Here is a 26,469-nt window from a genome sequence, read left to right on the forward strand (position 1 = left end):
CATGGGCAGCCTTTGCCAATTCGTGTCGTACAGTCTCGCCGGCAGCATCGTACTGTCGCTGGTTGCTTGCAGTGCCGGGCAGAATCCTTCGCAAGACTCAGCAGCCAAGCCAGCACAGACCGTTGAAGCGCCTCGCATTGCGCCAGCCATTGCCCCGGCGCCGATGACGACCCGCATGGCCGCACCGGCAGCGCGCGAGTACGCGTACATGCCGCAACCAGAAGCCAGCCGCGAACAGTATCAGCGTTTGGCTGCCAACCCCGTGCAGTCGGCTGCCGAGGCGCCGGTGTCGACCTTCAGCATCGATGTCGATACCGGCAGTTACGCCAACGTGCGCCGCTTCCTCAACGAAGGCCGCCTGCCACCTGCCGAGGCGGTGCGCTTGGAGGAACTGGTCAATTACTTCCCCTACGCTTATCCGTTGCCCACCGGCAGCACGCCGTTCGGTGTCGGCACCGAGCTGGCGGTCACGCCCTGGAATTCCCAGAGCCGCCTGCTGCGCATCGCCATAAAGGCCTCCGACATGCAGGCTGCCCAACTGCCGGCCGCCAATCTGGTGTTTCTGGTCGATGTGTCCGGCTCGATGGATCGCCCCGACGGCCTGCCGCTGGTGCAGAGCACCCTGAAGCTGTTGGTGGACCAGTTGCGTACACAGGACCGTGTTTCGCTGGTGATCTACGCCGGCGATTCCAGTGTGGTGCTGGAGCCGACGGCAGGTTCGCAAAAAGCGCAGATCCGCGCGGCGATCGAGCAATTGCGCGCGGGTGGTTCGACGGCGGGGGAATCGGGTATCCAGCTGGCTTATCAGCAGGCGCAGCAGGGCTTTATCAAGGGCGGCATCAACCGCATCCTGCTGGCCACCGATGGCGACTTCAATGTCGGCATCAGCGATTTCGAAAGCCTCAAGGCGCTGGCGGCCGACAAGCGCAAGACCGGCATCTCGTTGACTACCCTGGGCTTCGGCACGAGCAACTACAACGAGCTACTGATGGAGCAGCTGGCCGACGCCGGTGACGGCAACTATGCCTATATCGACAACCTGCGCGAGGCGCGCAAGGTGCTGGTCGAGCAGCTCAGTTCGACCCTGGCCACGGTGGCGCGGGATGTGAAGATTCAGGTCGAATTCAACCCGGCCCAGGTCAGCGAGTACCGCCTGCTCGGTTATGAGAACCGTGCCCTGAATCGTGAGGATTTCGCCAACGACAAGGTCGATGCTGGCGATATCGGCGCCGGACACAGTGTCACGGCGCTTTACGAAATCGTGCCGGTCGGTAACCCGGGCTGGCTGGAGCCGCTGCGCTACCGCCAGGCGCCATCGTCTACAACGGGCTCAGGTGAGCTGGCCTGGTTGCGTATTCGCTACAAGGCACCGGAGCGCAATGACAGCCAACTGCTGGAGACCGCCATCGAAGCACCCGCGTCCATTACGCCAATCGCCAAGGCCAGCGAGGATCTGCGTTTCGCTGCCGCTGTCGCCGCGTTCGCCCAGCAACTGAGCGGTGGTCGTTACACCGGTCGCTTCGATTGGGGGGCTACCGCGGCGCTGGCGCGGGGCAGTCGTGGCGAAGACCCGTTCGGCCTGCGCAGCGAGTTCGTGCAACTGGTGGAACTGGCGCAAAGCCTGCAAACTGGCGACTCCCGCACCCCCGGAGCCGAGTGAGTGTGACTGTCCATCCCTCCAATGCCGAGCCCGGCGACGCCGACCTGTTGCGTCGCTACCGGGCCGGCGACGCTGCAGCATTCACGCAACTCTACGAGCGCCATCGCCTGGGGCTGTTTCGCTTTCTGATGGGCTTGTGCGGCGATCAGGCGGTCGCCGAGGAAGTGTTCCAAGAAACCTGGATGAGCCTGATTCGCAGCGAATCGGTGCAGCGAGAAGCGGCGGTGCTGTTCAAGACCTGGTTGTATCAGATCGCCCGTAATCGCCTGATCGATCACTGGCGCAAGCAGGGCAAACGCCTGCAGCGCGAAGAGGTGTTCGACGAGCAACTGCACGACCAGGCCATCGACGAGCCGGATCCCGAGCGGCAACTCAGCCTCAGCCAGGACCAGGCGCGCATCCAGGCAGCGCTCGCCGACCTGCCGGCCGAACAGCGTGAAGTGTTCTTGTTGCGTGCCCATGGCGACCTGGAACTGCATGAGATTGCCGAGTTGACCCGCACACCGGCAGAAACGGTAAAAAGTCGCCTGCGTTATGCGTTGCAGAAAATGCGCCGCTTGCTCAGCGCGGCTGAAGAGGTAGCACCATGAACGATCACGACGAGGCCTTGCTACGCCATGTGAGTGAGCACAGTCGCGCAGAGCCGAGGCCGGCGTTGGATGCGCATATCCTGGCAGCTGCTGCCGATGCGGCCAAGCGACGCCAGCCGCAGGGCTTCTGGCAGCGGCTACGACACTCGCTGAGTGGCGCCTCCACGCGCGGGCGCTGGTCGGCGGCCTTCGGGTGTCTGGCGCTGCTGGGCGTGGGACTTGGCCTGAGCTTGCGCACGTTGGAACAGGCACCGCCTCGCTACGATGCACCAGCCGCCGCGATGCAACGTCAGGCGCCCATGGCCCTGCAGGCACCGCCGAGCCCGGCACCGATGGCCGAGATGACAGAGGCGCCACGGTTGATGGCGCGCATGGCCGCCAAGGCAGCACCGCCAGCTGACGAGGTGTTGGCGAAACTGCGCGAAATTGCCGAGCTGCGCGCTGCTGGAGAGGGTGAGGAGGCCGAGCGGCGCAAGGCGCAGTTGCAGGCCGAACATCCCGGGCTGGATATCGAGGCCGAGCTCCAGCGTTTGCCCGAGCGCTGAGGGCGTTTGTACGACGGGCGGTGTTGCCATTCGGCAGACTGGCTGGCGTTATTGCACAGTCGTTTTAGAATGAAGGGCTACCGAGTGATCAATCAGGGGTGAGGAGTTCGATGCGTTATCTGTTGCTGCCGCTTTGTCTTGCCGTGCTGCTGAGTGCCTGTGGTTCCGATAAGCAGGGCAAGGATGTGCCGCGCAAGAACGCCGAGCCAGCAGTAGCCGCCGAGCCCGCCAAGGCTCCTGCGAAACCCGCCGAACAGAGCCTCGCGCCAGCACCACAGGCCGCACCAGCCCAGGCTGCCGAGCCGCAAACCGAGGCGGCACAGAAGCCGGCGCCTGCCGGGCCGAAAAAGACCGCTCAGCGCGCCAAGGCGCAGAGCAAGCCAGCGCAAAAAATGGCCCATGAAGCACCCAAGACCAAGTTGGACCTGAGCCTGCCACCCGAACTTGCTGCCGCACTGGACGCTGAAGACAAGGCTGCCAGTGATGGTGTGGCACCCATCCTTCCGGCGTTTTTCGAGGAGCGTAAGCCTTCGATCAACCCCTTTCAGGTCAGCGGCAAGCTGCTCACCGGCGAGCTGGGTTCCCAGACCTGGGACAGCGTGGAGGGCGCTCAGCTGCAATTCGAGTTCCGACGCTAACCGCGTGCCGGGTATCAGTCGATCCGCAATGGATAGCTCAGCAGCGTGAAGTGCAGCAGGTTGACCTGCCCGTGCAGGGCGATCGCCATGCTGAGCCTGCCACTGACCTGCATGGCCAAGCCATAACCCAAACCCGCAACCGCGGCCACGACTGCAAAGGTCGGGCTGAAGGGGATATGCACGGCGCCGAACAGCAGCGCCGTCACCAGCAGTCCCGGCCACATGCCCAGCCAGCCGATCAGGCGCGGTTGCAAGATGCCACGAAACAGCAGTTCCTCGGCCAGCACGGCAACGGCAAGGTTGACCGCCAGCCAGGCGCCGAGCATGTCAGGCCATTTCGGCTGCCAGGCGACCACGCCCGACAGCAGCGCCAGGCCCGGCACCGCCAGCAGAGTGAGGATAAAGATCGGTGCCAAGAGTGTTGGCCGTTGCGCCGGTTTCGACGGCAAGCCCAGCCACCAGGCAAGCAGCGTACAACCCACCAGCAGCTTGTCCCATGACAGTCTCAGCAGGTAAGGCAGCGCATCGGCGCTTATGCGCTGCGGCTCGGCGAGTTGCCATGGTGCAAAGCCAGGTAGCAGGTGCGCCGCCAGCAGAACGCTGGCGACTATCACCAGCAGGCTCCATAGCCACTGTGGCAGGCGCATTGGCGCCAGCACCAGGGCGATGAACAGGCAGGCGAGCAACAGGCCGATGGGCTGGATATGGCCCATGAGAACACCCGCCAGAAGCGGGAAGCAGGGTAGTAACAGGCGGGGAATTAGCGGCATTGCGCCTCCTGGCTGGAGGCGCAGTTTACAGCGCGGCAGGGTCAGCTTGCGCGGTGTGATCAGCGATCTTGTGCGTCCTTGGCGTTCTGTTCGATTTCGCGTTCGTGAATGCGTTTGAGCTGCTCCTCACTGAGCGGCAACTTCTTGGCACTGTCTCGCAGCATCAGCAGGCCACCAACGATGGAGCCGATCGCCACAATCAGGATCAACCAGGCATACCAGGGCATGTGCGACTCCTTCTGTCGGGTGATGGGCTTCGCCGTTTTCTTCTCTCGAAACCCTGTTCTGAAGACCTTTGGCCGAACCGCTTGGTTCAGGTTAACGCGCCGCTCAGCGGCGCACCTGCTTGAGGGTTTCGGCGATCATAAATGCCAGTTCCAAGGATTGGTCGGCGTTCATCCGTGGATCGCAGTGGGTGTGATAACGATCCGACAGGCCGGCCTCGGTGATTGGTTTGGCACCGCCGATGCATTCGGTCACGTCCTGGCCGGTCATCTCGATATGGATGCCGCCGGCGTAGCTGCCCTCGGCGTGGTGCACGGCAAAGAACTGCCTGACCTCGGCGAGGATCTGCGCGAAATCCCGGGTCTTGTAGCCACTCGAGGCCTTGATGGTGTTGCCGTGCATCGGGTCGCTGCCCCACAGCACCTGACGACCCTCGCGTTGCACGGTGCGGATCAGCCGTGGCAAGCCGGCCTCGACCTTGTCGGCGCCCATGCGCACGATCAGGTTGAGGCGACCCGGGTCGTTATCCGGGTTGAGGATGTCGATCAGGCGGATCAGGTCCTCGTCGGTCATGCTCGGGCCGACCTTGACGCCGATCGGGTTGCCCACGCCGCGCAGGAATTCCACATGGGCGCCGTCCACCTGGCGGGTGCGGTCGCCGATCCACAGCATGTGCGCCGAGCAGTCGTAGAAGTCGCCGGTCAGGCTGTCGCGGCGTACGAAGGCTTCTTCGTAGTTGAGCAGCAGGGCTTCGTGGGCGGTGAAGAAACTGGTCTCGCGCACCTGGGCCGCGCTGTCCATGCCGCAGGCACGCATGAAGGCCAAGGTTTCGTCGATGCGGTCGGCCAGTTGGTGGTACTTCTGGGCCAGTGCCGAGTTGGCGATGAAGTCCAGGTTCCACTGATGCACCTGATGCAGGTCGGCGAAGCCGCCCTGTGCGAAGGCGCGCAGCAGGTTCAGCGAAGCGGTGGACTGGTGGTAGGCCTGCAGCAGGCGCTGCGGGTCCGGCGCACGGCTGGCCGCGTCGAAGCCGATACCGTTGACGATATCGCCGCGGTAAGCAGGCAGGGTGACGCCGTCGAGGGTCTCGTCATTGGCCGAGCGCGGTTTGGCGAACTGGCCGGCCATGCGGCCAACCTTCACCACCGGGCAGCCGGCGGCGAAGGTCATGACGATGGCCATCTGCAGCAGCACCTTGAAAGTGTCGCGGATCTTCGCGGCGCTGAACTCGGCGAAGCTCTCGGCGCAGTCGCCGCCCTGCAGCAGGAATGCGCGGCCCTGGGTGACCTCGGCGAACTGCTTGCGCAGCTCGCGCGCCTCACCGGCGAACACCAGGGGCGGAAAGCTCGCCAGGGTCTGCTCGACCTGGGCTAGTTTCGCGGCGTCCGGGTACTGAGGTTGTTGCTGGATGGGGCGGCTTCTCCAGCTATCGGGGCTCCAGGGCTGACTCATGGCGACATCTCTTGTTGGCGATTGGCCATGGTAACCGATCACTGCGCAACACCAAGCATGCCGCCCGGCTCGTGCCCAGGGCATTTAGCACGTGACCTCGGCGTGCTCCATGGCCGACAATCAGCGCCCAGCCCGGCGGCAGCCGGGTAACGCGATGGTGGAGAATCTGCGTATGCCTGGCTTGCCTCCGGTGGAGGATATGAAGGACGAAGTGGTGCTGGCCGAGGTGCGCGACGCCTTCGGGGTGATCCGTGTGGTCGAGGTCGGTGAATACCGCTTTCTCGAATTCGGCGAGGCGATCGAACAGAGTTGCGTGTTCACCGCTGATCCGAGCTGGCTGGAGTACGACTACACCCGCGCCATGTTCGTCGGGGCGCTGTGCCACCAGGCGCCGGAAAGTGCGCTGTTTCTTGGCCTTGGCGCCGGCACGCTGACCCAGGCCTGTCTGCGCTTTTTGCCGCTGGACGATGTCGAGACCATCGAGCTGCGCTCTGACGTGCCGCGTTTGGCCATGGAGTACCTGGGGCTGGAAGACGACGAGCGCCTGACCGTGCGCGTTGGCGATGCCATGCAGTTGCTGCCTACCGCGGAAACAGCGGATCTGATCTTCGTCGACCTCTACACCGACACCGGCCCCGGTGTCGGCCACCTGGCCTGGCGCTTTCTCGACGATTGCCGGGCCAAGCTCAACCCCGGCGGCTGGCTGATTATCAACCAGTGGGCCGGCGATGACGGCAAGCCGCTGGGCGCCGCACTGTTGCGCGGTCTCTATCACCGCCATTATTGGGAATGCCCGGTGGTGGAGGGCAATGTGGTGGTGTTGGTGCCAGCTGATCTGGATCAGCATTTCGACCGCGAGGCGGTGAGTCAGCGCGCTAAGGCCTTGCAGCCGCAGCTCGGCTATTCGCTGCAGCCGTTGATCGATGCCGTGCGCATGGCGAGCTAGGGGCTGTTCACGATCTCCATGCTCGTGAAGCGGCAATTACAAGGCAGAGGCGGCCGCCCAGCGATCGCGTGGGAGCGGCTTTAGCCGCGAGTTTTCATTAATGTAAGTAAAGAGCTCGGGGCTAAAGCCCCTCCCACAAAATCACGCATTTACCGTCTGCTTTTGCCAAACTTGGCTGCCAGAATCGGGGAGCCTGGGCTGAAAGATTATGAATAGGTTCCAAGGGCGCCTCAGCCTCGCCAGGAATTAACTGCCACCGACGCTGTCCTTTTAGAGCCTTGCAGGGCTCAGCGCATCACCTGAGCCTGCGAACTCTCAAGCCCACTGCGACGGAGCTCTGTCATGACCGATCAAGATCTACCTTCGGTGTATCGCGCCTATATCGATTGCCTCAACCGGCAGGACTGGGCCAGCCTGGGGCAGTTTGTTCACGATGACGTGGTGCACAACGGTCGGCGTCTGGGGCTGAGCGGCTATCGCGAGATGCTCGAGCGTGACTTCCAGGAAATTCCCGATCTGCAGTTCAACATCCGCCTGCTGACTTGCGAGGATTCGATGATTGCCAGCCGCCTGGATTTCCACTGCACCCCGAAAGGCCGCTTTCTCGATGTGCCGGTCCATGGCCGCAAGGTGGCCTTCAGCGAGAACGTGTTCTACGCCTTCCGGGACGACAGAATCGCCGAGGTCTGGTCGGTGGTCGACAAGGTGGCGATCGAAGCGCAGCTGGTTAGCAGAGCCTGACTGATCGATCAGGGGCGGGCGGCTGCGGCATAGCGTCGCAATGGGGCCGCCGCCTGCTTTTGTCCTATTTATTGTGTGAAAAAGCGCACACGTCTATATGAATTCCGGTATAGTACGCGCCGGCCAATTCATGGCCCCGTTCAAGTAGTGCAACTCGCCCGGAAGCTTTCCGGCAGCCAGTCCGCCAAGCGGGCTATCTTGACGATTCATTACCACCACAGTCTTCGCAAATTCTCGCCTACATTGCTGCCAGGGTGACCCACAAGGTCCTACATGGCATGTGCAGCTTTGGAACATGGGTCTTTGCGGATGCACGAGAGGCAGACCCATGACCCAGGAAACCGGCGGCTTCGCCGCACTCGGCCTTCACGCCAATATTCTCTCCGCCCTGACCGCAGTCGGCTACGAAGAGCCTTCTCCCATTCAGTCGCAAGCCATCCCGGTAATTCTTTCCGGTCAGGACATGATCGGCCAGGCACAGACGGGTACCGGCAAGACCGCCGCCTTCGCGCTGCCGATCCTGTCGAAGATCGACCCGGCCAAGCGTGAGCCTCAGGCGCTGATTCTCGCCCCGACTCGCGAGCTGGCCCTGCAGGTTGCCACCGCCTTCGAAACCTACTCCAAGCAGATGCCTGGCCTGAACGTGGTCGCTGTCTACGGCGGCGCGCCGATGGGCCCGCAGCTCAAGGCCATTCGCCAGGGCGCACAGGTCATCGTCGCTACGCCGGGCCGTCTGGTCGATCACCTGCGTCGCGACGAGAAAGTGCTGTCGACCATCCAGTATCTGGTACTCGACGAAGCCGACGAAATGCTCAAGCTGGGCTTCATGGATGACCTCGAGGTGATCTTCGAGGCCATGCCGGAAAGCCGCCAGAGCGTATTGTTCTCCGCGACCCTGCCGCACTCGATCCGTGCCATCGCCGAGAAGCACCTGCGCGAGCCGCAACACATCAAGATCGCTGCCAAGACCCAGACCGTCTCGCGCATCGAGCAGGCGCACTTGATGATCCACGCCGATCAGAAGACCAATGCCGTGCTGCGTCTGCTGGAAGTCGAGGAATTCGACGCGCTGATCGCCTTCGTACGTACCAAGCAGGCCACTCTGGATCTGGCCGCGGCGCTGGAGGCCAAGGGTTTCAAGGCCGCTGCGCTGAACGGCGACATCGCCCAGAACCAGCGTGAGCGCGTCATCGAGTCGCTCAAGGATGGCCGTCTGGACATCGTCGTGGCTACTGACGTCGCCGCTCGTGGTATCGACGTGCCGCGCATCACCCACGTGTTCAACGTCGACATGCCGTACGACCCCGAGTCCTACGTGCACCGTATCGGTCGTACCGGCCGTGCCGGTCGCGATGGCCGTGCGCTGCTGCTGGTGACCCCGCGCGAGCGCCGCATGCTGCAGGTGATCGAGCGCGTGACCGGCCAGAAGGTTGGCGAGGTCAAGCTGCCCAATGCCCAGCAGGTGCTGGATGCGCGCATCAAGAAGCTCACCAACAGCCTGGCCCCGCTGGTGGCCGATGCCGAAGCCAGTCATGGCGATCTGCTCGACCGCCTGACCGCCGACATCGGTTGCAGCCCGCGTGCCCTGGCCGCTGCGCTGCTGAAGAAGGCCACCAATGGCCAGGCTCTTGATCTGGCCAGCGTCGAGCGCGAGCAGCCGCTGGTGCCGGGCGTCGGTGGTGCACCCCGCGAGCGCCGTGAGCGCGATGGCGAGCGCAGCGGTGAGCCGCGTGAACGTCGTGCACCGATGCCGCTGGCCGAAGGTCGTGCGCGCTGCCGCACCGCCCTGGGTGCCCGTGATGGCATCGCTGCCAAGAACCTGCTCGGTGCTATTCTCAACGAAGGCGGCCTGGCTCGTGAAGCCATCGGCCGTATCCAGATCCGCGAGAGCTTCAGCCTGGTGGAGCTGCCGGAGGAGGGCTTGGAACGCTTGCTCGGCAAGCTCAAGGACACCCGCGTTGCCGGCAAGCCGCTGAAGCTGCGTCGCTACCGCGAAGACTGATCCGCAATGCAGCACTGAATCGGGGGAGCCAAGGGCTCCCCCGAGTCGTTTCTGGAACCTGAACCGTCGCGTGTCAGCTCTAGGACGATCCGGCCGGCGGCTCTACAATCGGCCGTCCTCGTTTTCGTGATGCCTCGAATGCCTATCTGTCTCGTTCACCGCCTGCCGTATCAGGCTGATCCTGCCGTGTATTTTCAGGTGGTGCGCCAGGCGCCTGGGGCGGTGTTGCTGGATGCCGGCAGGCCGGCGGCAAGCCGTGGGCGTTATGACCTGCTCAGCGCCTGGCCGATGGCCGAGCTGACGCCATTGCAGAAGGAATCGGGCGCCGCATTCTTCGCGCGCCTGCGTGAGCAGCTCACTGCACTCGGGCCTGCCGATTTGCCCGCCGGCGTCGAGCTGCCGTTCGCCGGCGGCCTGCTGGGCTATCTGGCCTACGACTTTGGGCGCCGTATCGAAGCGTTGCCTGAGCAGGCTCGGGACGATCTGGGGCTGGGCGACGCCGTTTTCGGCCTTTACGCCTGGGCATTGATTACCGATCACCAGGCGCAGACCAGCCAACTGGTGTTCCATCCTGCCTTGCCGGCAGCCGAGCAGACGCGCTTGCGGGCGCTGTTCGAGCAACCTTTGACAGGCGAAGCAGGGCAGGTGTCGTTCGCCTTGCTGGCGACCTTCAAGGCGGATATCGAACCGCAGCGCTACGCCGAGGCCATCGGCCGGATTCAGGCCTATATCGCATCCGGGGACTGCTACCAGGTCAACTATGCGCAGCGCTTCCAGGCCCGCTATCAGGGCGATCCTTGGCAGGCCTATGGCGCGTTGCGCGGTGCTTGCCCGACGCCGTTTGCCGGTTTCCTGACTCTGCCCGGTGGCGGCGCCTTGCTGAGTCTGTCGCCCGAGCGCTTTATCCGCGTCAGTAGCGGGCAGGTAGAAACGCGGCCGATCAAGGGCACCCAGCCGCGTGGGCGTGACGAGCAGGAAGATGCACGCAACGCCCAAGTGCTGCTTTCCAGCGCCAAGGACCGCGCCGAGAACCTGATGATCGTCGATCTGCTGCGCAACGATCTGGGGCGCAGCTGCCGCATCGGCTCGGTGCGCGTGCCCGAGCTGTTCGCCCTGGAGAGTTACCCTAACGTGCACCACTTGGTCAGTGCAGTGACCGGGGAGCTGGCGGCCGACAAGGATGCGCTGGACCTGCTGCTGGGCGCTTTTCCCGGTGGCTCGATCACCGGCGCGCCGAAGATCCGCGCCATGCAGATCATCGACGAGCTGGAGCCGACGCGCCGTGGCCCCTACTGCGGGTCGCTCTTGTACCTGGACGTACGCGGGGAGATGGACAGCTCCATCGCCATCCGCAGCCTGCTGGCCAAAGACGGTGTGATCAGTTGCTGGGGCGGTGGCGGTATCGTCGCCGACTCGGCCTGGCAGGCCGAGTATCAGGAATCCATCACCAAGGTGCAGGTGCTGCTCAGCACCTTGGAAAGCTTTTGTCAGTCGAAGCGGTAGATGTCCATGCCCAGGGCGCCCAGGGTGAACCCCTGGTGCTCGATGGCGAAGGTATCGCCGGCGCCGCGGGCGAAGAACAATGGTAGAAGGTGTTCTTCGCTCGGGTGGTTGCGCTGTGCGTGTGGGGCCTGGCGGCGGTAATCGATTAACGCGGTGAGGTCGTCCTCCTGCAGCCGCTCGACCATCCAGTCGCGAAACTCCAGTGCCCAGGGCGCGGCTTCATCGCCGGTGGAGCGCCAGTCGAGCTCGCCCAGGTTGTGGGTGATGCTGCCGGAGCCGATCAGTAGTACGTTCTGCTTGCGCAGTGCGGCCAGTGCTTCGCCTACCCGTACTTGCAGGCCCGGGCCCTGGCGGCTGGGCAGTGAGACCTGCACCACCGGGATATCGGCGTTGAGGTAGAGCAGCGACAGCGGCACCCAGCTGCCATGGTCGAACGGGCGGCGGTCATCGGTGGCGGCGGCGAGGCCGGCGGCGTGCAGGCGCTGTACGATGTCTTCGGCCAATTGCGGGCTGCCGGGCGCCGGGTATTGCACCTGGTAGAGTTCGGCCGGAAAACCACCGAAGTCGTGCCAGGTTTGCGGCTGCGGGTTGCTCATCACTCGCAGCGTCTCGCTTTCCCAATGTGCCGAGACCACCACGATCGCGTCTGGCCGCTGCAGATTAGCGGCGATACGCGCCAGGGCAGGGCCGCTGGCGCCGGGTTGCAGGGCGAGCATGGGCGAACCGTGGGAAATGAACAGGCTAGGTTGCATGGTGTTCTCCTGATATTGCAGGCATGATCCATCAGCTAAGTTGGCCTAACAACAGGTAAAGTCTGCTCGGTGTTATCTGTTTTCTTGATGGCTTTGGAGCAAAACATGCAGGAATCATTCTGGCTGCAACGCTGGCACGCCAATCAGATCGGCTTTCATGCCCGCCAAGTCAACGGCCAGTTGCAACGGCACTGGGCGACGGTGGCCGGTGCGAGCGACGCGACCGTGCTGGTGCCCTTGTGTGGCAAAAGTCTGGATGTTGCCTGGCTGGCGGCGCAGGGGCATCGCGTGGTGGGCGTGGAACTGGCCGAAGTGGCGGTCGCGGCATTCTTCGCCGAGCAGGGCGTCGAGCCGGTGATCACCCAGGAAGGCGCCTTCAAGGTGTATCGTCACGGCCGAGTAGAACTATTCTGCGGCGACTTCTTTGCCTTCGAAGCCCGCCATATGCCGGGTTGCGCGTTGTTCTACGATCGCGCGGCGCTGATTGCGCTGCCTGCCGAGATGCGTGAGCGCTACGTGCGTCACCTGCGGCAGATCCTGCTGCCGGAAAGCCACGGCCTGCTGGTGACCCTGGATTACGACCAGGCGCTGATGGAAGGGCCACCGTTCTCGGTAACTGACGCCGAGGTGCGCAACTGGAACGGCGCTATCTGGGAAAGCGAATTGCTGGAAAGCCAGGATGCCCTGGAGGATCGTTTCAGGGCTCGAGGCCTCACGCGTATGGATGAGCGGGCCTACCACCTGCGCCTGCTCTAGGGCGAATCATGAGTATGAAAAAGGCGACCCTCAGGTCGCCTTTTCTTTGCGTTTCGATCAGCCCAGACGACGCAGGGCTTCGATACGCTCCTCCAGCGGCGGGTGAGTCATCAGCAGGCCCGCCAGGCCGTTCTTAAGGCCGCCGTTGATGCCGAAGGCGGTCAGGCTGTCGGGCATCTGCACCGGCACGCCCTGTTCGGCACGCAGGCGCTGCAGGGCGGCGATCATCGCACCCTTGCCGGCCAATCGTGCGCCGGCTTCGTCGGCCTTGTACTCGCGTTTGCGCGAGAACCACATGACGATGATGCTGGCCAGGATACCCAGCACCAACTCGGCGAAGATGGTCGCCACGAAGTAGCCAATGCCGTGGCCGTCTTCGTTCTTCAGGATCGCCTTGTCGACGAAGTTGCCGAAGATACGTGCGAAGAACATCACGAAGGTGTTCACCACGCCCTGGATCAGCGCAAGCGTCACCATGTCGCCATTGGCCACGTGGCCGATTTCGTGTGCCAATACGGCTTTCACCTCATCAGGCGAGAAGCGCTCGAGCAGGCCTTGGCTGACGGCAACCAGCGCGTCGTTCTTGTTCCAGCCGGTGGCGAAGGCGTTGGATTCATAAGCCGGGAAGATACCCACTTCCGGCATCTTGATGCCGGCATCGCGCGACAGCTCTTCGACGGTCTGCAGCAGCCACTGTTCGTGGCGGGTGCGCGGCTGGGTGATGATTTCGGTCCCGGTGCTCATCTTCGCCATCCACTTGGACAGGAAGAGCGAGACCAGCGAGCCGGCAAAACCAAAGACGGCGCAGAAGATCAGCAGGCTGCCGTGGTTCTGGCCGGTGAAGCGATCAACCCCCAGCAGTTTGAGGGTGATGCTGGCGATAACCAGTACCGCCAAGTTGGTAGCCAGGAACAACATAATGCGCATCATGGTGTGAAACGACTCCTCAAGGGAAAGACAGGCTCGATACGGCGGCTATATAAGGGCGCGCCCTGTAGCGATTCAACCGAGTCACTATTTCAAACTGTGTCGCCTGGCTCAGCGGCTGCAAGCAGCCTCACGCGGGCGGCAAAGCTTAGATGGGCTTTTTCGCGTTTATTTCAATCGAGGCCAAGAAAAACCGCTGCTTTCGCTGTGCCGAGTGCAGTCAGTAAGGGGTAGCAGGGCGCTGTTCGAACAACTGGCGGGTCAGGCGCGCAATCCGTTCACCATGTTGCTGGGCGAGCGCTTCGCGCAACTGAAAGGCCAGGGTCGCCTGCACTCGACCCACCGCCGGCGGCAAGGCTTCCCCCTCGCTGATCGCCCGGGGAATGCCGCGCGACAGACGCAGAAAGCCTTTTTCGGTCAGCACCGCCTGATCCAGCGCGTCATAACCGATGGTGGATTCGTAGCGCAGGTAGCCTTCTTCGGCCAGCCACAGCAGCGCGCCCAGGCAGGCCTGGTGGCGTTTGCTCGGCAAACCGAATTCATCCGGTTCTTCGCGACCGATCAGGTCTTCCACGTACAGCGAGGCTTTGCGCGGAAAGGCCTGGTAGAGCATCAGCAAGCCGCTGGCGGCGTCCTTGTAGAAGTCGTCTATCTGCAGGTCCATGGGCTCGTGCTCTGGCGGCGAAGGAGGCGGATACCCGGTCTGGCATCCGCACAGGCTGGAGTTACTGGCGGTAGGTCTTGAGGAAGTTGCCGATGCGGCCGATGGCCTGCTCCAGATCGTCGACGCGGGGCAGGGTGACCACGCGGAAGTGATCCGGCCACGGCCAGTTGAAGGCGGTGCCCTGGACGATCAGCAGCTTCTCGGAGAGCAGCAGGTCGAGGACGAACTTCTCGTCGTTGTGGATCGGGCAGACCTTGGGGTCGATCTTCGGGAAGGCATAAAGCGCGCCCATGGGTTTGACGCAGCTGACGCCGGGAATGTCGTTGAGCAGCTCCCAGGTGCGGTTGCGCTGTTCCAGCAGGCGACCGTTGGGCAGTACCAGATCATTGATGCTCTGGTAGCCGCCCAGGGCTGTCTGAATCGCATGCTGGCTGGGCACGTTGGCGCACAGGCGCATGTTGGCCAGGATATCGAGACCCTCGATGTAGCTTTTCGCGTTGTGCTTGGGGCCGGAAATGATCACCCAGCCGGAGCGGAAACCGGCCACGCGGTAGGATTTGGACAGGCCGTTGAAGGTCAGGCACAGCACGTCCGGCGCCAGGGAGGCGGTGGAGATGTGCTGGGCTTCGTCATAAAGAATCTTGTCGTAGATCTCGTCGGAGAAGATCACCAGGTTGTGCTGGCGGGCCAGTTCGACGATATCCAGCAGCACTTCGCGCGAGTACACGGCGCCCGTGGGGTTGTTCGGGTTGATCAGCACCAGCGCCTTGGTGTTCGGGGTGATCTTGGCGCGCATGTCGGCGATATCCGGGAACCAGCCGGCCTGCTCGTCGCACAGGTAATGCACCGGCTTGCCGCCGGAGAGCGCCACGGCGGCGGTCCACAGCGGGTAGTCGGGTGCCGGGATCAGCACTTCGTCACCGTTGTTGAGCAGCGCCTGCATGGCCATGACGATCAGCTCGGACACGCCGTTGCCCAGGTAGATGTCCTCGATGCCAACGCCTTCGATCTGCTTCTGCTGGCAGTACTGCATCACCGCCTTGCGCGCGCTGAACAGGCCCTTGGAGTCGCTGTAGCCTTGCGCCGTGGGCAGGTTGCGAATCACGTCCTGGAGGATTTCTTCGGGGGCTTCGAAACCGAATGGCGCGGGGTTGCCGATGTTCAGCTTGAGGATGCGCTGGCCTTCCTCTTCCAGACGCTTGGCGTGTTTGAGCACCGGGCCGCGAATGTCGTAGCAGACGTTGGCGAGCTTGTTGGATTTGCTGACCTGCATGGTGAAGAATCCCGAATCGAAGAAAGGCGGCCTCTAATGGGCCGAGGCGGCTGCGCGCCGTGGCGGGTTGAGGTGTCGAATCATACGTGTCAGCCTGAGTCGGGCAAAGATACAGATAGGGCTTTTTTATCCTGAGGAGGACGGCCTGTGAGCAAGCTCGAAAAACCACTGGAAACCTGGCGCGATGAGCTGACCGACGCGCAGTTCAACGTCTGCCGCCTGGGCGGCACCGAACGGCCGTTCACCGGTGAGTACCACGACAGCAAGGTGCCGGGCATCTACCAGTGCGTGTGCTGCGGCACGCCGCTGTTCGACTCGGACGCCAAGTTCGATTCCGGCTGTGGCTGGCCAAGTTATTTCCAGCCGCTCAACGACCAGGTGATCACCGAGCTGGACGACTTCAGCCACGGCATGCACCGCATCGAAGTGCGCTGCAGCAATTGCGACGCTCACCTGGGTCATGTGTTTCCCGATGGCCCGCGGCCTACTGGGCAGCGCTACTGCATCAACTCGGTGTCGCTCAAGCACGTGCCACGCGAGACGTAGGTACCACACGCTGTTATCAGGCCCGCTGATGGCGGGCCTGATTTTTAATTAATTAAGTTGTATACAATTTAATTGCTTACTATTCTTTACGCTCTATCCATCAAAAGAGCGTCATCTAATGAGCCAGGATCTGCTGACAATTCCCTGCACTACTATCGCCGGCGAGCAGAAGTGCCTGGCCGATTTCGGCGCCAAGGCCATTTTGGTGGTCAACACCGCCAGCCAGTGTGGCTACACGCCGCAGTATCAAGGGCTGGAAACGCTGTGGAAGCAGTACCGTGACAAGGGGCTGGTGGTGCTGGGCTTTCCCTGCAACCAGTTCGGCAAGCAGGAGCCGGGTGACGAGCAAGCCATCGCCAGTTTCTGCGAGCTGAATTTCGGCGTGAGCTTTCTGCTGTTTCGCAAGGTGGAGGTCAATGGCTCGGGCGCCCATCCGCTGTTCGTGGAGCTTAAGCGCCGCGCGCCGGGTTTGCTCGGTACCCAGCGCATCAAGTGGAACTTCACCAAGTTCCTGATCAGTGGCGATGGCCGTCAGGTCACGCGCTTCGCCACGGCCACCAAGCCGCATGCGCTGCAGGCGGCCATCGAAGCGCTCATCGATGGATGAGTTGAAACTCGACCGGCAGCTGTGCTTCAAGCTGTACGCCGCGTCCCGACAGGTGGTGCGAGCCTACAAGCCGATGCTCGAAGCGCTGCAACTGACCTACCCACAGTACCTGGTGATGCTGGTGCTCTGGGAGTGGGATGAGCAGGCGCCGCCACAGCCGACGGTCAAGGCCCTCGGTGAGCGCCTGCTGCTTGACTCGGGCACCCTGACACCGCTGCTCAAGCGTCTGCAGGCGGCCGGGCTGATCGACCGCCGGCGCAGCAATGCGGACGAGCGCGAGATGCATCTATGCCTCAGCGAGCAGGGCCGTGAGCTTCGCAACCGCGTGCCGGCTCTCAAGCGTCAGCTGCTCTGCGAGCAGGGCGTCGACAGCGAGCAGCTGGCGCCCTTGCGCGCGCAATTGGATGTGCTGTTGCAGCGCATCGCCGGGCAAATTTCTGATTAGCCGATGGGCTGCCGCTCAGGCGGGCAGCCACTGGTCGAGCAGGACGAGCAGCTCTTCACGGCGAAACGGCTTGGCCAGGTAGTCGTTCATGCCCGCGGCCAGGCAGCGCTCGCGCTCGTCCGACAGCGCGTTGGCGGTCAGGGCGATGACTGGCAGGTGCCGCCAAGCCGGGTTTTCGCGGATGCGGCGGCTGGCTTCGTAGCCGTCCATGATCGGCATGTTGCAGTCCATCAGCACCAGTTCGAAGGTGTTTTCCTGCAGCCGCTCCAGCGCCTGCTGGCCATTATTGGCCAGCACCACTTCGAGCCCCTGTTTGGCCAGCATGCCCTTGGCGACCAGCTGGTTGACCGGGTTGTCCTCGACCAGCAGCACGCGGGCCGGCTTGCGGTCGCTCACAGTCGGGGCAGGAGCGCTGGTCGATTCTTCCGGCGAATTTTTCAGCGCATGGCTGAGTGCCTGCAGCAGATGCTGGCGTGTCAGGGGTCTTGCGACCTGTTCCAGTGGAGCCAGTGCGGCAGCCTGTTCGGCATCCAGAAAGCTACCGTATGCAGTGACCAGGATAATCGGCACCGCGGTTTGCCCGCGCAGCTTTTTCATGCAGCCGGGGCAGTCGCTGATGATTACGTCTGCCTCGATATCTTCGACGTCCCGGGCGCTGTCTAGGCGGCGGTAACTCAGGCCCCAATTGCCGATCAGCACCGGCAGCAGCTCGGCAAGCCCGGTATCGGCGCCGCAAATCGCCAGTACGCGCCCACCCAGCTTTGGCGCCGCGGACGGTACCTCCAGGCCCTGCAATGGCAGGATGGCGCTGAAACGGCTGCCGCTGCCAGGTGTGGATTGCAGCTCCAGTTTGCCCTGCATCGCCTCGCACAGGCGGCGAGTCAGCGCCAGGCCGAGCCCGGTACCACCGAACTGCCGGGTGATGTTGGCGCCGGCCTGAGTGAACGGCTGGAAGATACGCGCCTGGGCATCTTCGGCGATGCCGATACCGGTGTCGCACACCTCGATACGGATACGTTCGCCCTCGGCGCCGATGCGAATGTCGACGCGTCCTTCGCGGGTGAATTTCAGGGCGTTGGACAGCAGGTTGCTGACGATCTGCCGGACACGGGTCGGGTCGCCGAGCACCTGTGCGGGCAGCCGGGGATCGATCAGGCAGGTCAGCTCCACGCCGGCCTGGGCATTTTGCGAGAGCAGGCTGGCAGTGCCTTCCACCAGCGCGCCGAGGTCGAAGGCGATACGCTCCAGTTCCAGCTGGCCGGCCTCGAATTTGGACAAATCGAGAATGTCGTTGAGCAGGTCGACCAGCACCTTGCCCGAGTCGTGGGCGATGGACAGCTGCTGGCGTTGTTCGCTGCTCAGCGGGCCTTCGAGTGACAGGGCGAGCATGCCCAGTAAGCCGTTCAGTGGCGTACGGATCTCGTGACTCATGTTGGCCAGGAAAATCGAGCGCGCCTGGGCCATGGCCAGGGCGTCACGGCGGGCCTGCTCCAGCTCTTCATTGGAGCGGCTGAGGCGGCTGTTGGCGGCCTTCAACTCGACTGTGCGGGCCGAGACGATGGCTTCCAGTTCGCCCAGATAGTCGGTAAGCCGGTCTTCGGCACTGCGCCGCTGCTCGATCTCGGTGGCGATGCTGGCAAATTGTCGATTGGCGACTTTCACCAGTACGCCAAGTTCATCGCGCTCGTGACCGGGGGGGCAGGGCAGTGGCGTGCGATCCGGAGTACGCAGGTCGCGCTCGGCCAGTGACTGGATAACCTGGTTAAATGGCTTGGTCAGCATGAAGTAGAACAGCACCAGGAGGATCGCCGAAAGCAACAGGCTGCGGGTGAAACCATTGATCATGGTCAGCATCGAGCGTTTGAGAAAATTGCTGCCGAACGCGTAGGTATCGATGTCCAGCTGCAGCATGCCGAGCGGCTCATCCGGTGCGTGACCGACCGAAAGTGTGGTCTGGAAGTGACGTGTGGCGCCGAACAGGAAATCGCTGAACAGCCGGTAGCGGCTCTGCATGGATGGCTGCGTGGCGCTGGCCAACTCTTCGCCATTGCTGTCGACGATGCGTGCGGTGATTACCGCGGGGGAGCGGCGCAGGCCGACGACCAGCTCCTGGGCGAGTTCGGCATCGATGTTGTAGGCGATTCGGGCGGCGGGATCGTGGCTGATCTCCATCAGTGCACGAATCTCGCGGTTGATGGCAGCGTCTTCACTGGCATAATCGACGCCGATCTGCACCAGACTGAGCAGCGCGCCGAGAATGAAGGTGACCAGAACGGTGAGGCCTGCCTGCTTGAATGACAGTCGCTGTCTGAGTGGTATTTCCATATTGGGGCGCTGTCTCGTTCCGTTCGCTGCCCAAGCATAGTCGATCTGGCCTATTTTTCGGCACGCCCGACTCACAGACTGAATATCCGAGGAGCTGCTACGTGGATTCGCGCATTACCGATTTTCTACAGCGCGCCGAGAGCGTGCTGACGCGCCTGGAGCCGCTATTGCCGGCCGAGCGCGAACCGCTGGACTGGCGTCATACCCTCGCCGCGCGCTGGCAGCGTGAGGGGCGCTCGGGCTATCTGCAGGCGCTCAAGGTCAGTCTGGACATGAATCTGTCCGACCTGATTGGCGTCGATGCCCAGCGCGAGCAACTGGCGCGTAATACCCGCCAGTTCGTGCAGGGCATGCCGGCCAACCACGCGCTGCTTTGGGGCGCGCGTGGCACAGGCAAATCGTCGCTGGTTCGCGCGCTGTTGGCCGAGCATGCCAGCGCCGGGCTACGTTTGATCGAGATCGAGCGTGACCACTTGGCCGATTTGCCGCGGGTGGTCGAGCAACTGATGAGGCTCCCGCAGCGTTTCATCCTGTTCTGCGACGATTTGTCATTCGAGGCGGGCGAGGGTGATTACCGGGTACTCAAGAGCGTGCTCGATGGCTCGCTGGAGCGCTCGCCGGAGAACGTGCTGCTGTACGCCACGTCCAACCGTCGGCACCTGGTGCCGGAACGCGAGAGCGACAACGCCAACACCAAAATGGTCGACGGCGAGCTGCACCCGAACGAGGCCGTCGAGGACAAGATCGCACTGTCGGACCGCTTCGGCCTGTGGCTTTCCTTCTATCCGTTCACCCAGGAGCATTACCTGGATGTGGTGCGTCACTGGGTCGAGGTCCAGGCGGCGCAGGCCGGCCTGCAATGGCGGTGGAGCGAGGAGCTGGAAAAGCTCGCCGTGCGCTGGGCCACCGGACGCGGCAACCGCAATGGAAGGTGCGCCTATCAGTTTGCCCGCCACTGGGTCGGGCTGCAGTTACTGGAGACTTCGCAATGATCGATTTGAGTCAGACCGGTTCGGGGCTGGATGGTTACGCCTTGATGACTGCCCAGCTGGAAGCACTTTTGTCCGGTGAGCGGGACTTCATCGCCAATGCTGCGCAGTTCAGCGCCTTCATTTATCACGAGCTGGAAGGCCTGAACTGGGCCGGCTTCTACTTGGTGAAGGACGATGAGCTGGTGCTCGGCCCGTTCCAGGGCAAGGTGGCCTGCGTGCGGATCGCCTTCGGACGCGGCGTGTGCGGCGCTGCGGTGGCATCGCGGCAAACCCAGCGCATCGAGGATGTGCATGCCTTCCCCGGGCATATCGCCTGCGACAGCGCATCCAACAGCGAGCTGGTGGTGCCTTTGGTCAAGGATGGCCGGCTAATCGGCGTATTGGATCTGGACAGCCCAAGAGTGGGGCGTTTCAGCGAGGTGGATCAGCGCGGTATCGAAGGGCTGGCCGCTGTGCTGCTGCGCGCCAGTGATTGCTAAAAGAGAAGTGAGGGCTGAGAGGCGCAGGCCTCTCAGTCGTACAGCGCCTTTTTCTTCCAGCCGTCGTCTTCCATCGACTTGAGTCCCTCGGTCAGCTCGCTGTCGGCGTCGCCGGTTGGCGCTTGGGCGCTGACCAGCATCGCATTGACCCGCTCCAGCTGCTTCTGGAACTGCGCCAGGGTCGCCTGATAACGCGCAGTGTCTGGCTGCTTCTGCAGGAACTGCACACCACGCTCCAGAGCCAGGCGGGCATGCCCGTTCTGTTGCTGCTGCAACGCCTGCTTGGCTTGGTTACCGTAAAGGTCAATGTATAGCTGCACCAGCATGTGGCGAATATCCTTTGCCCACTTTTTCGCTTCGTCCACCGGCAGCTGGCCGTTCTGGGCTAATTTGCCAACTTGGCCATGCAGTGCCTCCAGCTGGGCGCGGACCTGGGTAGCCTTGGCATCGTCGGTGATGGCGTAAGGCGCATTGCGAACGGGGATGTCTTGGCCCATGGCGATCAGCTTGCGCAGCTCTTCGGCCATGGTCGCGTAGACCGTGTCCTGCTTGTCGACTTCCAGAATGCGTTCGGCGAACTGCAGCTGCAGGCGGCACAGCAGCAATTTGAGTTCAGGGCTCATGAACTGGCCGACGAACTGCTCGTTGAGGTCGGCGATGCGCCGGTAACGCTCAGCCAGGTCAGCCTTGAGTCGGGCCTTCTTGCGTTTGTTGTTCTCAGCCAATTGATTCAGGTAGGCCAGCAGCACCAACAGCGTGATACCGCCGATTATCGCCATAGTGATAACGAGCGAGGACATCGTCTTAACCTCTTTAAAGCTGTCGGGGCAGGGCGCAGCGATCCGCGAGGCGGTGGCTGCCTGTCGGTGTCAGTCATCTTACTCGCGTTCTGCCATCATTGCGCGGTTTGCGCGAAGCCTGCGCGTTTCGCTTGTCGCATTAAAGCAGGCATGCTCGGCAAGCACTCTGCCGATGGTCCTGGAATCAGATTGAAGTCGTTGATTTTAAAAATTTTTATATGAGCTGTTGACGAGTGTTGAAAGGCTCCATAGAATGCGCGCCACTTCCACGGTAATGCTGAAAAGCACAACGGGGAAGCCGGAAATTCCGGGCAATGTCCCCTTCGTCTAGTGGCCTAGGACACCGCCCTTTCACGGCGGTAACAGGGGTTCGAGTCCCCTAGGGGACGCCACTTCCAGAAGAAGTGGAGTAGCAAAGATTGCGGGAATAGCTCAGTTGGTAGAGCACGACCTTGCCAAGGTCGGGGTCGCGAGTTCGAGTCTCGTTTCCCGCTCCAGATTTTCAGGTTCGGCGTGGCAGCCGAATTGCGTTAAGAAGTTCCAGGTCCCCTTCGTCTAGTGGCCTAGGACACCGCCCTTTCACGGCGGTAACAGGGGTTCGAGTCCCCTAGGGGACGCCAATTTGTTGTAAATGCGGGAATAGCTCAGTTGGTAGAGCACGACCTTGCCAAGGTCGGGGTCGCGAGTTCGAGTCTCGTTTCCCGCTCCAAATAAACGAAAACGCCGCTCAATCGAGCGGCGTTTTCGTATCTGCGTTTCGGCGCTAAGAAAAAGCCCTCCAGCATCACTACTGCTGGCGGGCTTTTTCGTCAGTGGCGGCTTGTCGGTGCCGGCATGGCCAGCAGCTGCTTTTCCTGGTTCCAGTCGAACGGCTCGTCGTTCTCTTCGGCGTAGAAACGACGTTCGTCGAGCTGCTGGTACAACTCGATCTCTTCGTCCGGCATGAAGTGAAGGCAGTCGCCGCCGAAGAACCACAGCAGGTCGCGCGGCACCAGGTGGGCGATCTGTGGGTAGCGCTGGAAGATCTGGCTGATCAGCTCCTGGCCCAGGTACTGGCTGCGTTCGAAGTCCACTGGCAGCTCGGCCAGAAGTTCGTCATAGCGCTCGAGAAAGTTGGCATGGCTGGCATCGAGGATCTGCTCGGCTTCACCCAGGGCAACGAGGATGGTGCGCAGGTGGTTGAGCAGGACGATGTGATGGTCGAGATGGGGATTGGCCATGTCCGGGTGATCCTGAAAGTAAAACGGGCGCCGGAGTATAAGGTCCATGGCGCCCGCTGTCGTCCCTGCCTTGCGATTACCTCACCTTGCCTTCGCTGGGCAGCAGGTCCTCCTTGCTGAAGTCGTCGACGTCGATCACCACGCGGCGGGCCTGCTCGGCGCGCTGCAGTTGCTGGCCTTCCTCGGCGCTGAGCACGCCGGCGGCGACCGCCGTTTCTATCTCATTCTGCCCAGGCGTTTCACGCACTTGCCCGGCTTTGACGGCCTTATGTAGTTTCTTCTGCAGTGGCGCAGCTTCCTGCAGTAGATTGAAGGCGTGTTGTAGAGCGCCAACCGGATCCTCGGTCGAGGTGGGGCGGAAGCAACCTTCGAGCACGGCCTCGAGCGCTGGGTCACCGGCATTTTGACCAATGATCGCGGCGACTTGCGCATCGAGGTGATCGTCCGGACCCTGGTGACGGCGGCCGAACGGGAACACCAGCACGCGCAGGGCGCTGCCGAGCAGGCGGTTTGGGAAGTTGCTAAGCAGCTCGTCGATGGCGTTTTCGGCCTTGCCCAGGCTTTCTTCCAATGCCCAGTGCAGCAGCGGGCGCACGTGCTCCGGGTAATCCTGGTCGTGATAGCGCTTGAGCGCCGCCGAGGCCAGATACAGATGGCTGAGTACGTCGCCCAGGCGGGCCGACAGACGCTCACGGCGCTTCAGCTCACCACCCAGCAGCATCATGCTCAGGTCCGCCAGCATGGCGAACGCGGCGCTCAGGCGGTTGAGAGCGCGGAAGTAGGGGCGGCTGATGCGGTCCCCCGGCACCTTGCCGAGCAGGCCCAGGCTGAGGCTCAGGATCAGCGTGCTGGCGGCATTGCTGACGGCGAAGCCGATGTGCTGCATCAGCAAATCGTCGAACTCCAGCAGCGCCTGGTCGCGGTCCTCGCGGCCGGCCAGGGCCATTTCCTTGAGTACGTAGGGATGGCAGCGGATGGCGCCCTGACCGAAGATCATCAGGTTGCGCGAGAGGATGTTGGCGCCCTCGACGGTGATGAATATCGGCGCACCTTGCCAGGAACGGCCCAGGTAGTTGCTCGGGCCCATGATGATGCCTTTGCCGCCGTGCACGTCCATGGCGTGGATGATGCATTCACGGCCGCGTTCGGTCAGGTGGTATTTGAGGATCGCCGAAAGCACCGACGGTTTCTCGCCCAGATCCACTGCGTTGGCGGTTAGGATGCGCGCGCTGTCCATCAGCCAGGCATTGCCGCCGATACGCGCAAGGGCTTCCTGGATACCTTCGAAGGCGGACAGCGGTACGTTGAATTGCTCGCGCACCTGGCTGTACTGGCCGGTGACCAGGCTGGTGAACTTGGCGGCGCCGGTGCCTACAGCCGGAAGGGAAATCGAACGGCCGACCGACAGGCAGTTCATCAGCATCATCCAGCCCTTGCCGAGGTAGTCCGGCCCACCGATCAGGTAGTCGAGGGGGATGAATACATCCTTGCCGGAGTTCGGGCCGTTCATGAAGGCGGCGCCCAGCGGCACGTGGCGACGACCGATGTTCACGCCGGGGGTGTCGGTAGGAATCAGCGCCAGGCTGATGCCGAGCTCTTCCTTGTCGCCAAGCAGGTGCTCCGGGTCATAGGCCTTGAAGGCCACGCCCAGCAGGGTCGCCACCGGGCCAAGGGTGATATAGCGCTTTTCCCAGTTCAGGCGCAGGCCGACGACTTCCTCGCCGTTCCACTGGCCTTTGCAGATCACTCCGCTGTCCGGCATGGCGCCGGCGTCGGAGCCGGCTAGCGGACCGGTCAGGGCAAAGCAGGGAATGTCTTCACCGCGAGCCAGGCGCGGCAGGTAATGATTGCGCTGTTCTTCGGTGCCGTAATGCAGCAGCAGCTCGGCTGGGCCCAGGGAGTTGGGCACCATCACGGTGGAGGCCAGGTCGCCGCTGCGGGTGGCCAGCTTCATCGCCACCTGGGAGTGGGCGTAGGCCGAGAATCCCTTGCCGCCGTATTCCTTGGGAATGATCAGGGCGAAGAAACCGTGCTGTTTAATGTGATCCCAGGCTTCGGGCGGCAGATCCATGCGTTGGCCGATCTGCCATTCGCTGACCATGGCGCACAGCTCTTCGGTCGGTCCGTCGATAAAGGCCTGTTCTTCCTCGGTCAGCCGGGCTTTCGGGTAGGCCAGCAGCTTGTCCCAGTCGGGGCGGCCGCTGAACAGCTCGCCGTCCCACCAGACGGTGCCGGCTTCGATGGCATCCTTCTCGGTTTTGGACATCGGCGGCAGCACCTTCTGGAACCAGGCGAACAGCGGCTTGGTGAAATGCTTGCGGCGCAGCTCCGGAAGCGCCAGTGGCAGGGCGACGGCCAGCCACAGCAGCCAGAAGATCACCATCAGCCAGCCAGGGGCATGGCTATAGGCGCCCATGATCAGCAGGTAGGCGGCAACGATGGCCAGGGCGGGCAGGGGAGCCGTGCGGCGGTGGGCCAGATAGGCCGTACCGAGAACCAGGACGAGCAACCAGACAGCGAGCATGCAGAATCCTCCGTGATGGCGACAGCAGAACGGCAAGCGCCGCCATAATCGTAGTCGGCTTGGGTGGAAGTTGCCGACAGGGGCGCAACAGGGCGCTTGTCGAGCAAATGCGGCCGGTCACGTTCCGATAGTGACCCCGAGCCAGGCAGGCGAGTTCGGATAACAAATTGTCTGCGCGGATGACCTGTTGGTCAGGTGCCCAATGGTGCCGACTGCCTGCGCTATGAACCCGGTCGATAACCAACATTATTGCTGCCGCCTTCCTTCTTGGCGGCACAGTGGTAGGGTTGTCAGCCTCCTGGCAGGCAGGACTCTGATAAGGATGATGGGTGATGCTGAAAATATGGGGTCGCAAGAATTCCAGCAACGTACGCAAAGCGCTGTGGTGCGCTGAAGAGGCCGGCGTCGCCTACGAGCGGCTCGAGGCCGGTGGTGCCTTCGGCGTGGTCGACCAGCCCGAATACCTGGCGCGCAATCCCAACGGCCGCGTGCCGATGATCGAAGACGGCGATCTGGTGTTGTGGGAATCCAACGCCATCGTGCGTTACCTGGCCGCGGCCTATGCGCCGGGCACCCTTTACCCTGAAGATCCTGCCAGCCGCGCATGCGGCGACAAGTGGATGGACTGGACGACCTCCAGCTTCGCCGGCGAGTTTCGCGATCTGTTCTGGGGCACCTTGCGTACTCCGGTCGAGCAGCGTAACGACGCGCTGATCGAAGCGGCCCGGCAACGCTGCATCGACCTGCTGGCGCTGCCCGAAAAGGCTTTGGACGAGCAGCCTTATCTGTCCGGCGAACACTTCGCCATGGGCGATATCCCGCTGGGCAGTTTCATCTATGCCTGGTTTGAAATGCCCATCGAGCGGCCGTCGCAGCCCAACCTTCAGGCCTGGTACGCGCGCTTGTGCAAGCGGCCGGCCTATCGGCGCGCGGTGATGACCGATCTGACCTGAGGGCACCTCTAAAAACTACCTGCGTTGTCATCGCAGCGTTGAAAACAGGCTAAAAATGCTCATTTACAAGCTGTAAACTCCGCTTTTCGCCTGTTTTTGCGGGGTCACCTAGGCCTTGCGATGACTGCCTCACC

26 protein-coding genes and 4 tRNA genes are annotated in these 26,469 nt (G+C 62.7%); 19 read left to right on the top strand and 11 right to left on the bottom strand.

What is annotated here, in order from left to right:
- Position 1 precedes the first annotated feature (1 nt).
- The 4 genes from FB481_RS12140 to FB481_RS12155 all read left to right on the top strand — a co-directional run bounded on the left by FB481_RS12140 (position 2) and on the right by FB481_RS12155 (position 3,433).
- A complete protein-coding gene (locus FB481_RS12140; RefSeq protein WP_147176535.1) occupies positions 2-1,660 on the top strand; it encodes a VWA domain-containing protein in 1,659 nt (552 codons plus the stop codon).
- Between the two features lie 2 nt (positions 1,661-1,662).
- A complete protein-coding gene (locus tag FB481_RS12145; protein ID WP_093501396.1) occupies positions 1,663-2,250 on the top strand; it encodes an RNA polymerase sigma factor in 588 nt (195 codons plus the stop codon).
- Entirely contained in the window at positions 2,247-2,795 is a 549-nt protein-coding gene (locus FB481_RS12150; protein ID WP_147176536.1) for a hypothetical protein, read from the top strand. The genes FB481_RS12145 and FB481_RS12150 overlap by 4 nt, the downstream gene beginning before the upstream one ends.
- 110 nt (positions 2,796-2,905) lie before the next feature.
- Entirely contained in the window at positions 2,906-3,433 is a 528-nt protein-coding gene (locus FB481_RS12155) for a hypothetical protein (protein WP_147176537.1), read from the top strand.
- A 14-nt stretch (positions 3,434-3,447) separates the two neighbouring features.
- Here the strand turns inward: FB481_RS12155 and FB481_RS12160 are convergent, their stop codons facing one another.
- The 3 genes from FB481_RS12160 to FB481_RS12170 all read right to left on the bottom strand — a co-directional run bounded on the left by FB481_RS12160 (position 3,448) and on the right by FB481_RS12170 (position 5,880).
- Positions 3,448-4,203, bottom strand: a complete 756-nt coding sequence (locus FB481_RS12160) for a CPBP family intramembrane glutamic endopeptidase (protein WP_147176538.1) — start codon at positions 4,201-4,203, stop codon at positions 3,448-3,450.
- Positions 4,204-4,262: 59 nt separating this feature from the next.
- Positions 4,263-4,430, bottom strand: coding sequence for a DUF2897 family protein (locus FB481_RS12165; protein ID WP_093501385.1), 168 nt, complete (start codon positions 4,428-4,430; stop codon positions 4,263-4,265).
- A 103-nt stretch (positions 4,431-4,533) separates the two neighbouring features.
- A complete protein-coding gene (locus FB481_RS12170) occupies positions 4,534-5,880 on the bottom strand; it encodes a class II 3-deoxy-7-phosphoheptulonate synthase (protein WP_147176539.1) in 1,347 nt (448 codons plus the stop codon).
- A gap of 172 nt (positions 5,881-6,052) precedes the next feature.
- On the opposite strand from FB481_RS12170, the gene FB481_RS12175 reads away from it, so the two are divergent.
- From FB481_RS12175 to pabB, 4 genes are all read left to right on the top strand, one after another.
- Entirely contained in the window at positions 6,053-6,826 is a 774-nt protein-coding gene (locus FB481_RS12175) for a spermidine synthase (RefSeq protein ID WP_372239565.1), read from the top strand.
- A 342-nt stretch (positions 6,827-7,168) separates the two neighbouring features.
- Positions 7,169-7,567 carry an ester cyclase gene (locus FB481_RS12180; protein ID WP_093501381.1) on the top strand — a complete coding sequence of 133 codons (399 nt, stop codon included), beginning with the start codon at positions 7,169-7,171 and terminating at the stop codon, positions 7,565-7,567.
- A 295-nt stretch (positions 7,568-7,862) separates the two neighbouring features.
- Positions 7,863-9,569, top strand: coding sequence for a DEAD/DEAH box helicase (locus FB481_RS12185; RefSeq protein WP_178109872.1), 1,707 nt, complete (start codon positions 7,863-7,865; stop codon positions 9,567-9,569).
- A 138-nt stretch (positions 9,570-9,707) separates the two neighbouring features.
- Positions 9,708-11,072, top strand: coding sequence for an aminodeoxychorismate synthase component I (gene pabB, locus FB481_RS12190; RefSeq protein WP_147176541.1), 1,365 nt, complete (start codon positions 9,708-9,710; stop codon positions 11,070-11,072).
- On the opposite strand, the gene FB481_RS12195 is transcribed toward pabB, so the two are convergent.
- Positions 11,057-11,824, bottom strand: a complete 768-nt coding sequence (locus tag FB481_RS12195; RefSeq protein WP_147176542.1) for a class III extradiol ring-cleavage dioxygenase — start codon at positions 11,822-11,824, stop codon at positions 11,057-11,059. The two genes, pabB and FB481_RS12195, sit on opposite strands and share 16 nt — an antisense overlap.
- A 105-nt stretch (positions 11,825-11,929) precedes the next feature.
- On the opposite strand from FB481_RS12195, the gene FB481_RS12200 reads away from it, so the two are divergent.
- Positions 11,930-12,580, top strand: a complete 651-nt coding sequence (locus FB481_RS12200; RefSeq protein WP_147176543.1) for a thiopurine S-methyltransferase — start codon at positions 11,930-11,932, stop codon at positions 12,578-12,580.
- 57 nt (positions 12,581-12,637) lie between these two features.
- Here the strand turns inward: FB481_RS12200 and htpX are convergent, their stop codons facing one another.
- From htpX to FB481_RS12215, 3 genes are all read right to left on the bottom strand, one after another.
- A complete protein-coding gene (gene htpX / locus FB481_RS12205) occupies positions 12,638-13,510 on the bottom strand; it encodes a protease HtpX (protein ID WP_013791788.1) in 873 nt (290 codons plus the stop codon).
- 217 nt (positions 13,511-13,727) lie between these two features.
- Entirely contained in the window at positions 13,728-14,171 is a 444-nt protein-coding gene (locus FB481_RS12210; protein ID WP_147176544.1) for a hypothetical protein, read from the bottom strand.
- A 61-nt stretch (positions 14,172-14,232) separates the two neighbouring features.
- The gene (locus FB481_RS12215; protein WP_093501367.1) at positions 14,233-15,444 is read right to left on the bottom strand and encodes a pyridoxal phosphate-dependent aminotransferase; all 1,212 of its coding nucleotides are present in this window, start codon (positions 15,442-15,444) and stop codon (positions 14,233-14,235) included.
- A 147-nt stretch (positions 15,445-15,591) separates the two neighbouring features.
- Between FB481_RS12215 and msrB the strand changes: the two genes are divergently transcribed.
- The 3 genes from msrB to FB481_RS12230 all read left to right on the top strand — a co-directional run bounded on the left by msrB (position 15,592) and on the right by FB481_RS12230 (position 17,042).
- Positions 15,592-15,990, top strand: a complete 399-nt coding sequence (gene msrB / locus FB481_RS12220; RefSeq protein WP_093501365.1) for a peptide-methionine (R)-S-oxide reductase MsrB — start codon at positions 15,592-15,594, stop codon at positions 15,988-15,990.
- A gap of 118 nt (positions 15,991-16,108) precedes the next feature.
- The gene (locus FB481_RS12225; RefSeq protein WP_147176545.1) at positions 16,109-16,597 is read left to right on the top strand and encodes a glutathione peroxidase; all 489 of its coding nucleotides are present in this window, start codon (positions 16,109-16,111) and stop codon (positions 16,595-16,597) included.
- Positions 16,590-17,042, top strand: a complete 453-nt coding sequence (locus tag FB481_RS12230; protein WP_093501361.1) for a MarR family winged helix-turn-helix transcriptional regulator — start codon at positions 16,590-16,592, stop codon at positions 17,040-17,042. Before FB481_RS12225 ends, FB481_RS12230 begins: the two co-directional genes overlap by 8 nt.
- 15 nt (positions 17,043-17,057) lie before the next feature.
- On the opposite strand, the gene FB481_RS12235 is transcribed toward FB481_RS12230, so the two are convergent.
- The gene (locus FB481_RS12235; RefSeq protein ID WP_147176546.1) at positions 17,058-19,367 is read right to left on the bottom strand and encodes a response regulator; all 2,310 of its coding nucleotides are present in this window, start codon (positions 19,365-19,367) and stop codon (positions 17,058-17,060) included.
- A 101-nt stretch (positions 19,368-19,468) separates the two neighbouring features.
- Here FB481_RS12235 and FB481_RS12240 point away from each other — a divergent pair, with 101 nt between their 5' ends.
- A complete protein-coding gene (locus tag FB481_RS12240; RefSeq protein ID WP_147176547.1) occupies positions 19,469-20,359 on the top strand; it encodes an ATP-binding protein in 891 nt (296 codons plus the stop codon).
- Complete coding sequence (locus tag FB481_RS12245; RefSeq protein WP_147176548.1) at positions 20,356-20,838, top strand: GAF domain-containing protein; 483 nt, start codon at positions 20,356-20,358, stop codon at positions 20,836-20,838. Before FB481_RS12240 ends, FB481_RS12245 begins: the two co-directional genes overlap by 4 nt.
- 32 nt (positions 20,839-20,870) lie before the next feature.
- Here FB481_RS12245 and FB481_RS12250 read toward each other — a convergent pair whose 3' ends face one another.
- Positions 20,871-21,638, bottom strand: a complete 768-nt coding sequence (locus tag FB481_RS12250; protein WP_147176549.1) for a hypothetical protein — start codon at positions 21,636-21,638, stop codon at positions 20,871-20,873.
- 316 nt (positions 21,639-21,954) lie between these two features.
- Between FB481_RS12250 and FB481_RS12255 the strand changes: the two genes are divergently transcribed.
- From FB481_RS12255 to FB481_RS12270, 4 genes are all read left to right on the top strand, one after another.
- Positions 21,955-22,030, top strand: a tRNA-Glu gene (locus FB481_RS12255).
- Positions 22,031-22,059: 29 nt separating this feature from the next.
- Positions 22,060-22,135: transfer RNA gene (locus FB481_RS12260), tRNA-Gly, on the top strand.
- 47 nt (positions 22,136-22,182) lie between these two features.
- Positions 22,183-22,258: transfer RNA gene (locus tag FB481_RS12265), tRNA-Glu, on the top strand.
- 13 nt (positions 22,259-22,271) lie between these two features.
- Positions 22,272-22,347 (top strand) — tRNA-Gly (locus FB481_RS12270).
- A 100-nt stretch (positions 22,348-22,447) separates the two neighbouring features.
- Here the strand turns inward: FB481_RS12270 and FB481_RS12275 are convergent.
- Together FB481_RS12275 and FB481_RS12280 are read right to left on the bottom strand one after the other, a co-directional pair.
- Positions 22,448-22,858 carry a PA2817 family protein gene (locus FB481_RS12275; protein ID WP_147176550.1) on the bottom strand — a complete coding sequence of 137 codons (411 nt, stop codon included), beginning with the start codon at positions 22,856-22,858 and terminating at the stop codon, positions 22,448-22,450.
- A gap of 76 nt (positions 22,859-22,934) precedes the next feature.
- Positions 22,935-25,382 (bottom strand): acyl-CoA dehydrogenase, encoded by a 2,448-nt coding sequence (locus tag FB481_RS12280; protein WP_147176551.1) that lies wholly within the window; start codon positions 25,380-25,382, stop codon positions 22,935-22,937.
- 332 nt (positions 25,383-25,714) lie between these two features.
- Here FB481_RS12280 and FB481_RS12285 point away from each other — a divergent pair, with 332 nt between their 5' ends.
- The gene (locus FB481_RS12285; RefSeq protein WP_147176552.1) at positions 25,715-26,335 is read left to right on the top strand and encodes a glutathione S-transferase family protein; all 621 of its coding nucleotides are present in this window, start codon (positions 25,715-25,717) and stop codon (positions 26,333-26,335) included.
- The last annotated feature ends 134 nt before the right edge of the window (positions 26,336-26,469 follow it).

This window comes from Pseudomonas sp. AG1028, assembly GCF_007993955.1.
GTDB lineage: Bacteria > Pseudomonadota > Gammaproteobacteria > Pseudomonadales > Pseudomonadaceae > Aquipseudomonas > Aquipseudomonas straminea.

What these genes read in the sequence shown, in the direction of transcription:
- FB481_RS12140 (WP_147176535.1), top strand. Translation starts at nt 2, where the DNA reads ATGGGCAGCCTTTGCCAATTCGTGTCGTACAGTCTCGCCGGCAGCATC.
- FB481_RS12165 (WP_093501385.1), bottom strand. Translation starts at nt 4,430, where the DNA reads ATGCCCTGGTATGCCTGGTTGATCCTGATTGTGGCGATCGGCTCCATC.
- pabB (WP_147176541.1), top strand. Translation starts at nt 9,708, where the DNA reads ATGCCTATCTGTCTCGTTCACCGCCTGCCGTATCAGGCTGATCCTGCC.
- FB481_RS12245 (WP_147176548.1), top strand. Translation starts at nt 20,356, where the DNA reads ATGATCGATTTGAGTCAGACCGGTTCGGGGCTGGATGGTTACGCCTTG.
- FB481_RS12175 (WP_372239565.1), top strand. Translation starts at nt 6,053, where the DNA reads ATGCCTGGCTTGCCTCCGGTGGAGGATATGAAGGACGAAGTGGTGCTG.
- FB481_RS12285 (WP_147176552.1), top strand. Translation starts at nt 25,715, where the DNA reads ATGCTGAAAATATGGGGTCGCAAGAATTCCAGCAACGTACGCAAAGCG.
- htpX (WP_013791788.1), bottom strand. Translation starts at nt 13,510, where the DNA reads ATGATGCGCATTATGTTGTTCCTGGCTACCAACTTGGCGGTACTGGTT.
- FB481_RS12185 (WP_178109872.1), top strand. Translation starts at nt 7,863, where the DNA reads ATGGGTCTTTGCGGATGCACGAGAGGCAGACCCATGACCCAGGAAACC.
- FB481_RS12195 (WP_147176542.1), bottom strand. Translation starts at nt 11,824, where the DNA reads ATGCAACCTAGCCTGTTCATTTCCCACGGTTCGCCCATGCTCGCCCTG.
- FB481_RS12150 (WP_147176536.1), top strand. Translation starts at nt 2,247, where the DNA reads ATGAACGATCACGACGAGGCCTTGCTACGCCATGTGAGTGAGCACAGT.
- FB481_RS12275 (WP_147176550.1), bottom strand. Translation starts at nt 22,858, where the DNA reads ATGGCCAATCCCCATCTCGACCATCACATCGTCCTGCTCAACCACCTG.
- FB481_RS12250 (WP_147176549.1), bottom strand. Translation starts at nt 21,638, where the DNA reads ATGTCCTCGCTCGTTATCACTATGGCGATAATCGGCGGTATCACGCTG.
- FB481_RS12200 (WP_147176543.1), top strand. Translation starts at nt 11,930, where the DNA reads ATGCAGGAATCATTCTGGCTGCAACGCTGGCACGCCAATCAGATCGGC.
- FB481_RS12210 (WP_147176544.1), bottom strand. Translation starts at nt 14,171, where the DNA reads ATGGACCTGCAGATAGACGACTTCTACAAGGACGCCGCCAGCGGCTTG.
- FB481_RS12170 (WP_147176539.1), bottom strand. Translation starts at nt 5,880, where the DNA reads ATGAGTCAGCCCTGGAGCCCCGATAGCTGGAGAAGCCGCCCCATCCAG.
- FB481_RS12280 (WP_147176551.1), bottom strand. Translation starts at nt 25,382, where the DNA reads ATGCTCGCTGTCTGGTTGCTCGTCCTGGTTCTCGGTACGGCCTATCTG.
- FB481_RS12235 (WP_147176546.1), bottom strand. Translation starts at nt 19,367, where the DNA reads ATGGAAATACCACTCAGACAGCGACTGTCATTCAAGCAGGCAGGCCTC.
- FB481_RS12155 (WP_147176537.1), top strand. Translation starts at nt 2,906, where the DNA reads ATGCGTTATCTGTTGCTGCCGCTTTGTCTTGCCGTGCTGCTGAGTGCC.
- FB481_RS12160 (WP_147176538.1), bottom strand. Translation starts at nt 4,203, where the DNA reads ATGCCGCTAATTCCCCGCCTGTTACTACCCTGCTTCCCGCTTCTGGCG.
- FB481_RS12230 (WP_093501361.1), top strand. Translation starts at nt 16,590, where the DNA reads ATGGATGAGTTGAAACTCGACCGGCAGCTGTGCTTCAAGCTGTACGCC.
- FB481_RS12180 (WP_093501381.1), top strand. Translation starts at nt 7,169, where the DNA reads ATGACCGATCAAGATCTACCTTCGGTGTATCGCGCCTATATCGATTGC.
- FB481_RS12215 (WP_093501367.1), bottom strand. Translation starts at nt 15,444, where the DNA reads ATGCAGGTCAGCAAATCCAACAAGCTCGCCAACGTCTGCTACGACATT.
- FB481_RS12225 (WP_147176545.1), top strand. Translation starts at nt 16,109, where the DNA reads ATGAGCCAGGATCTGCTGACAATTCCCTGCACTACTATCGCCGGCGAG.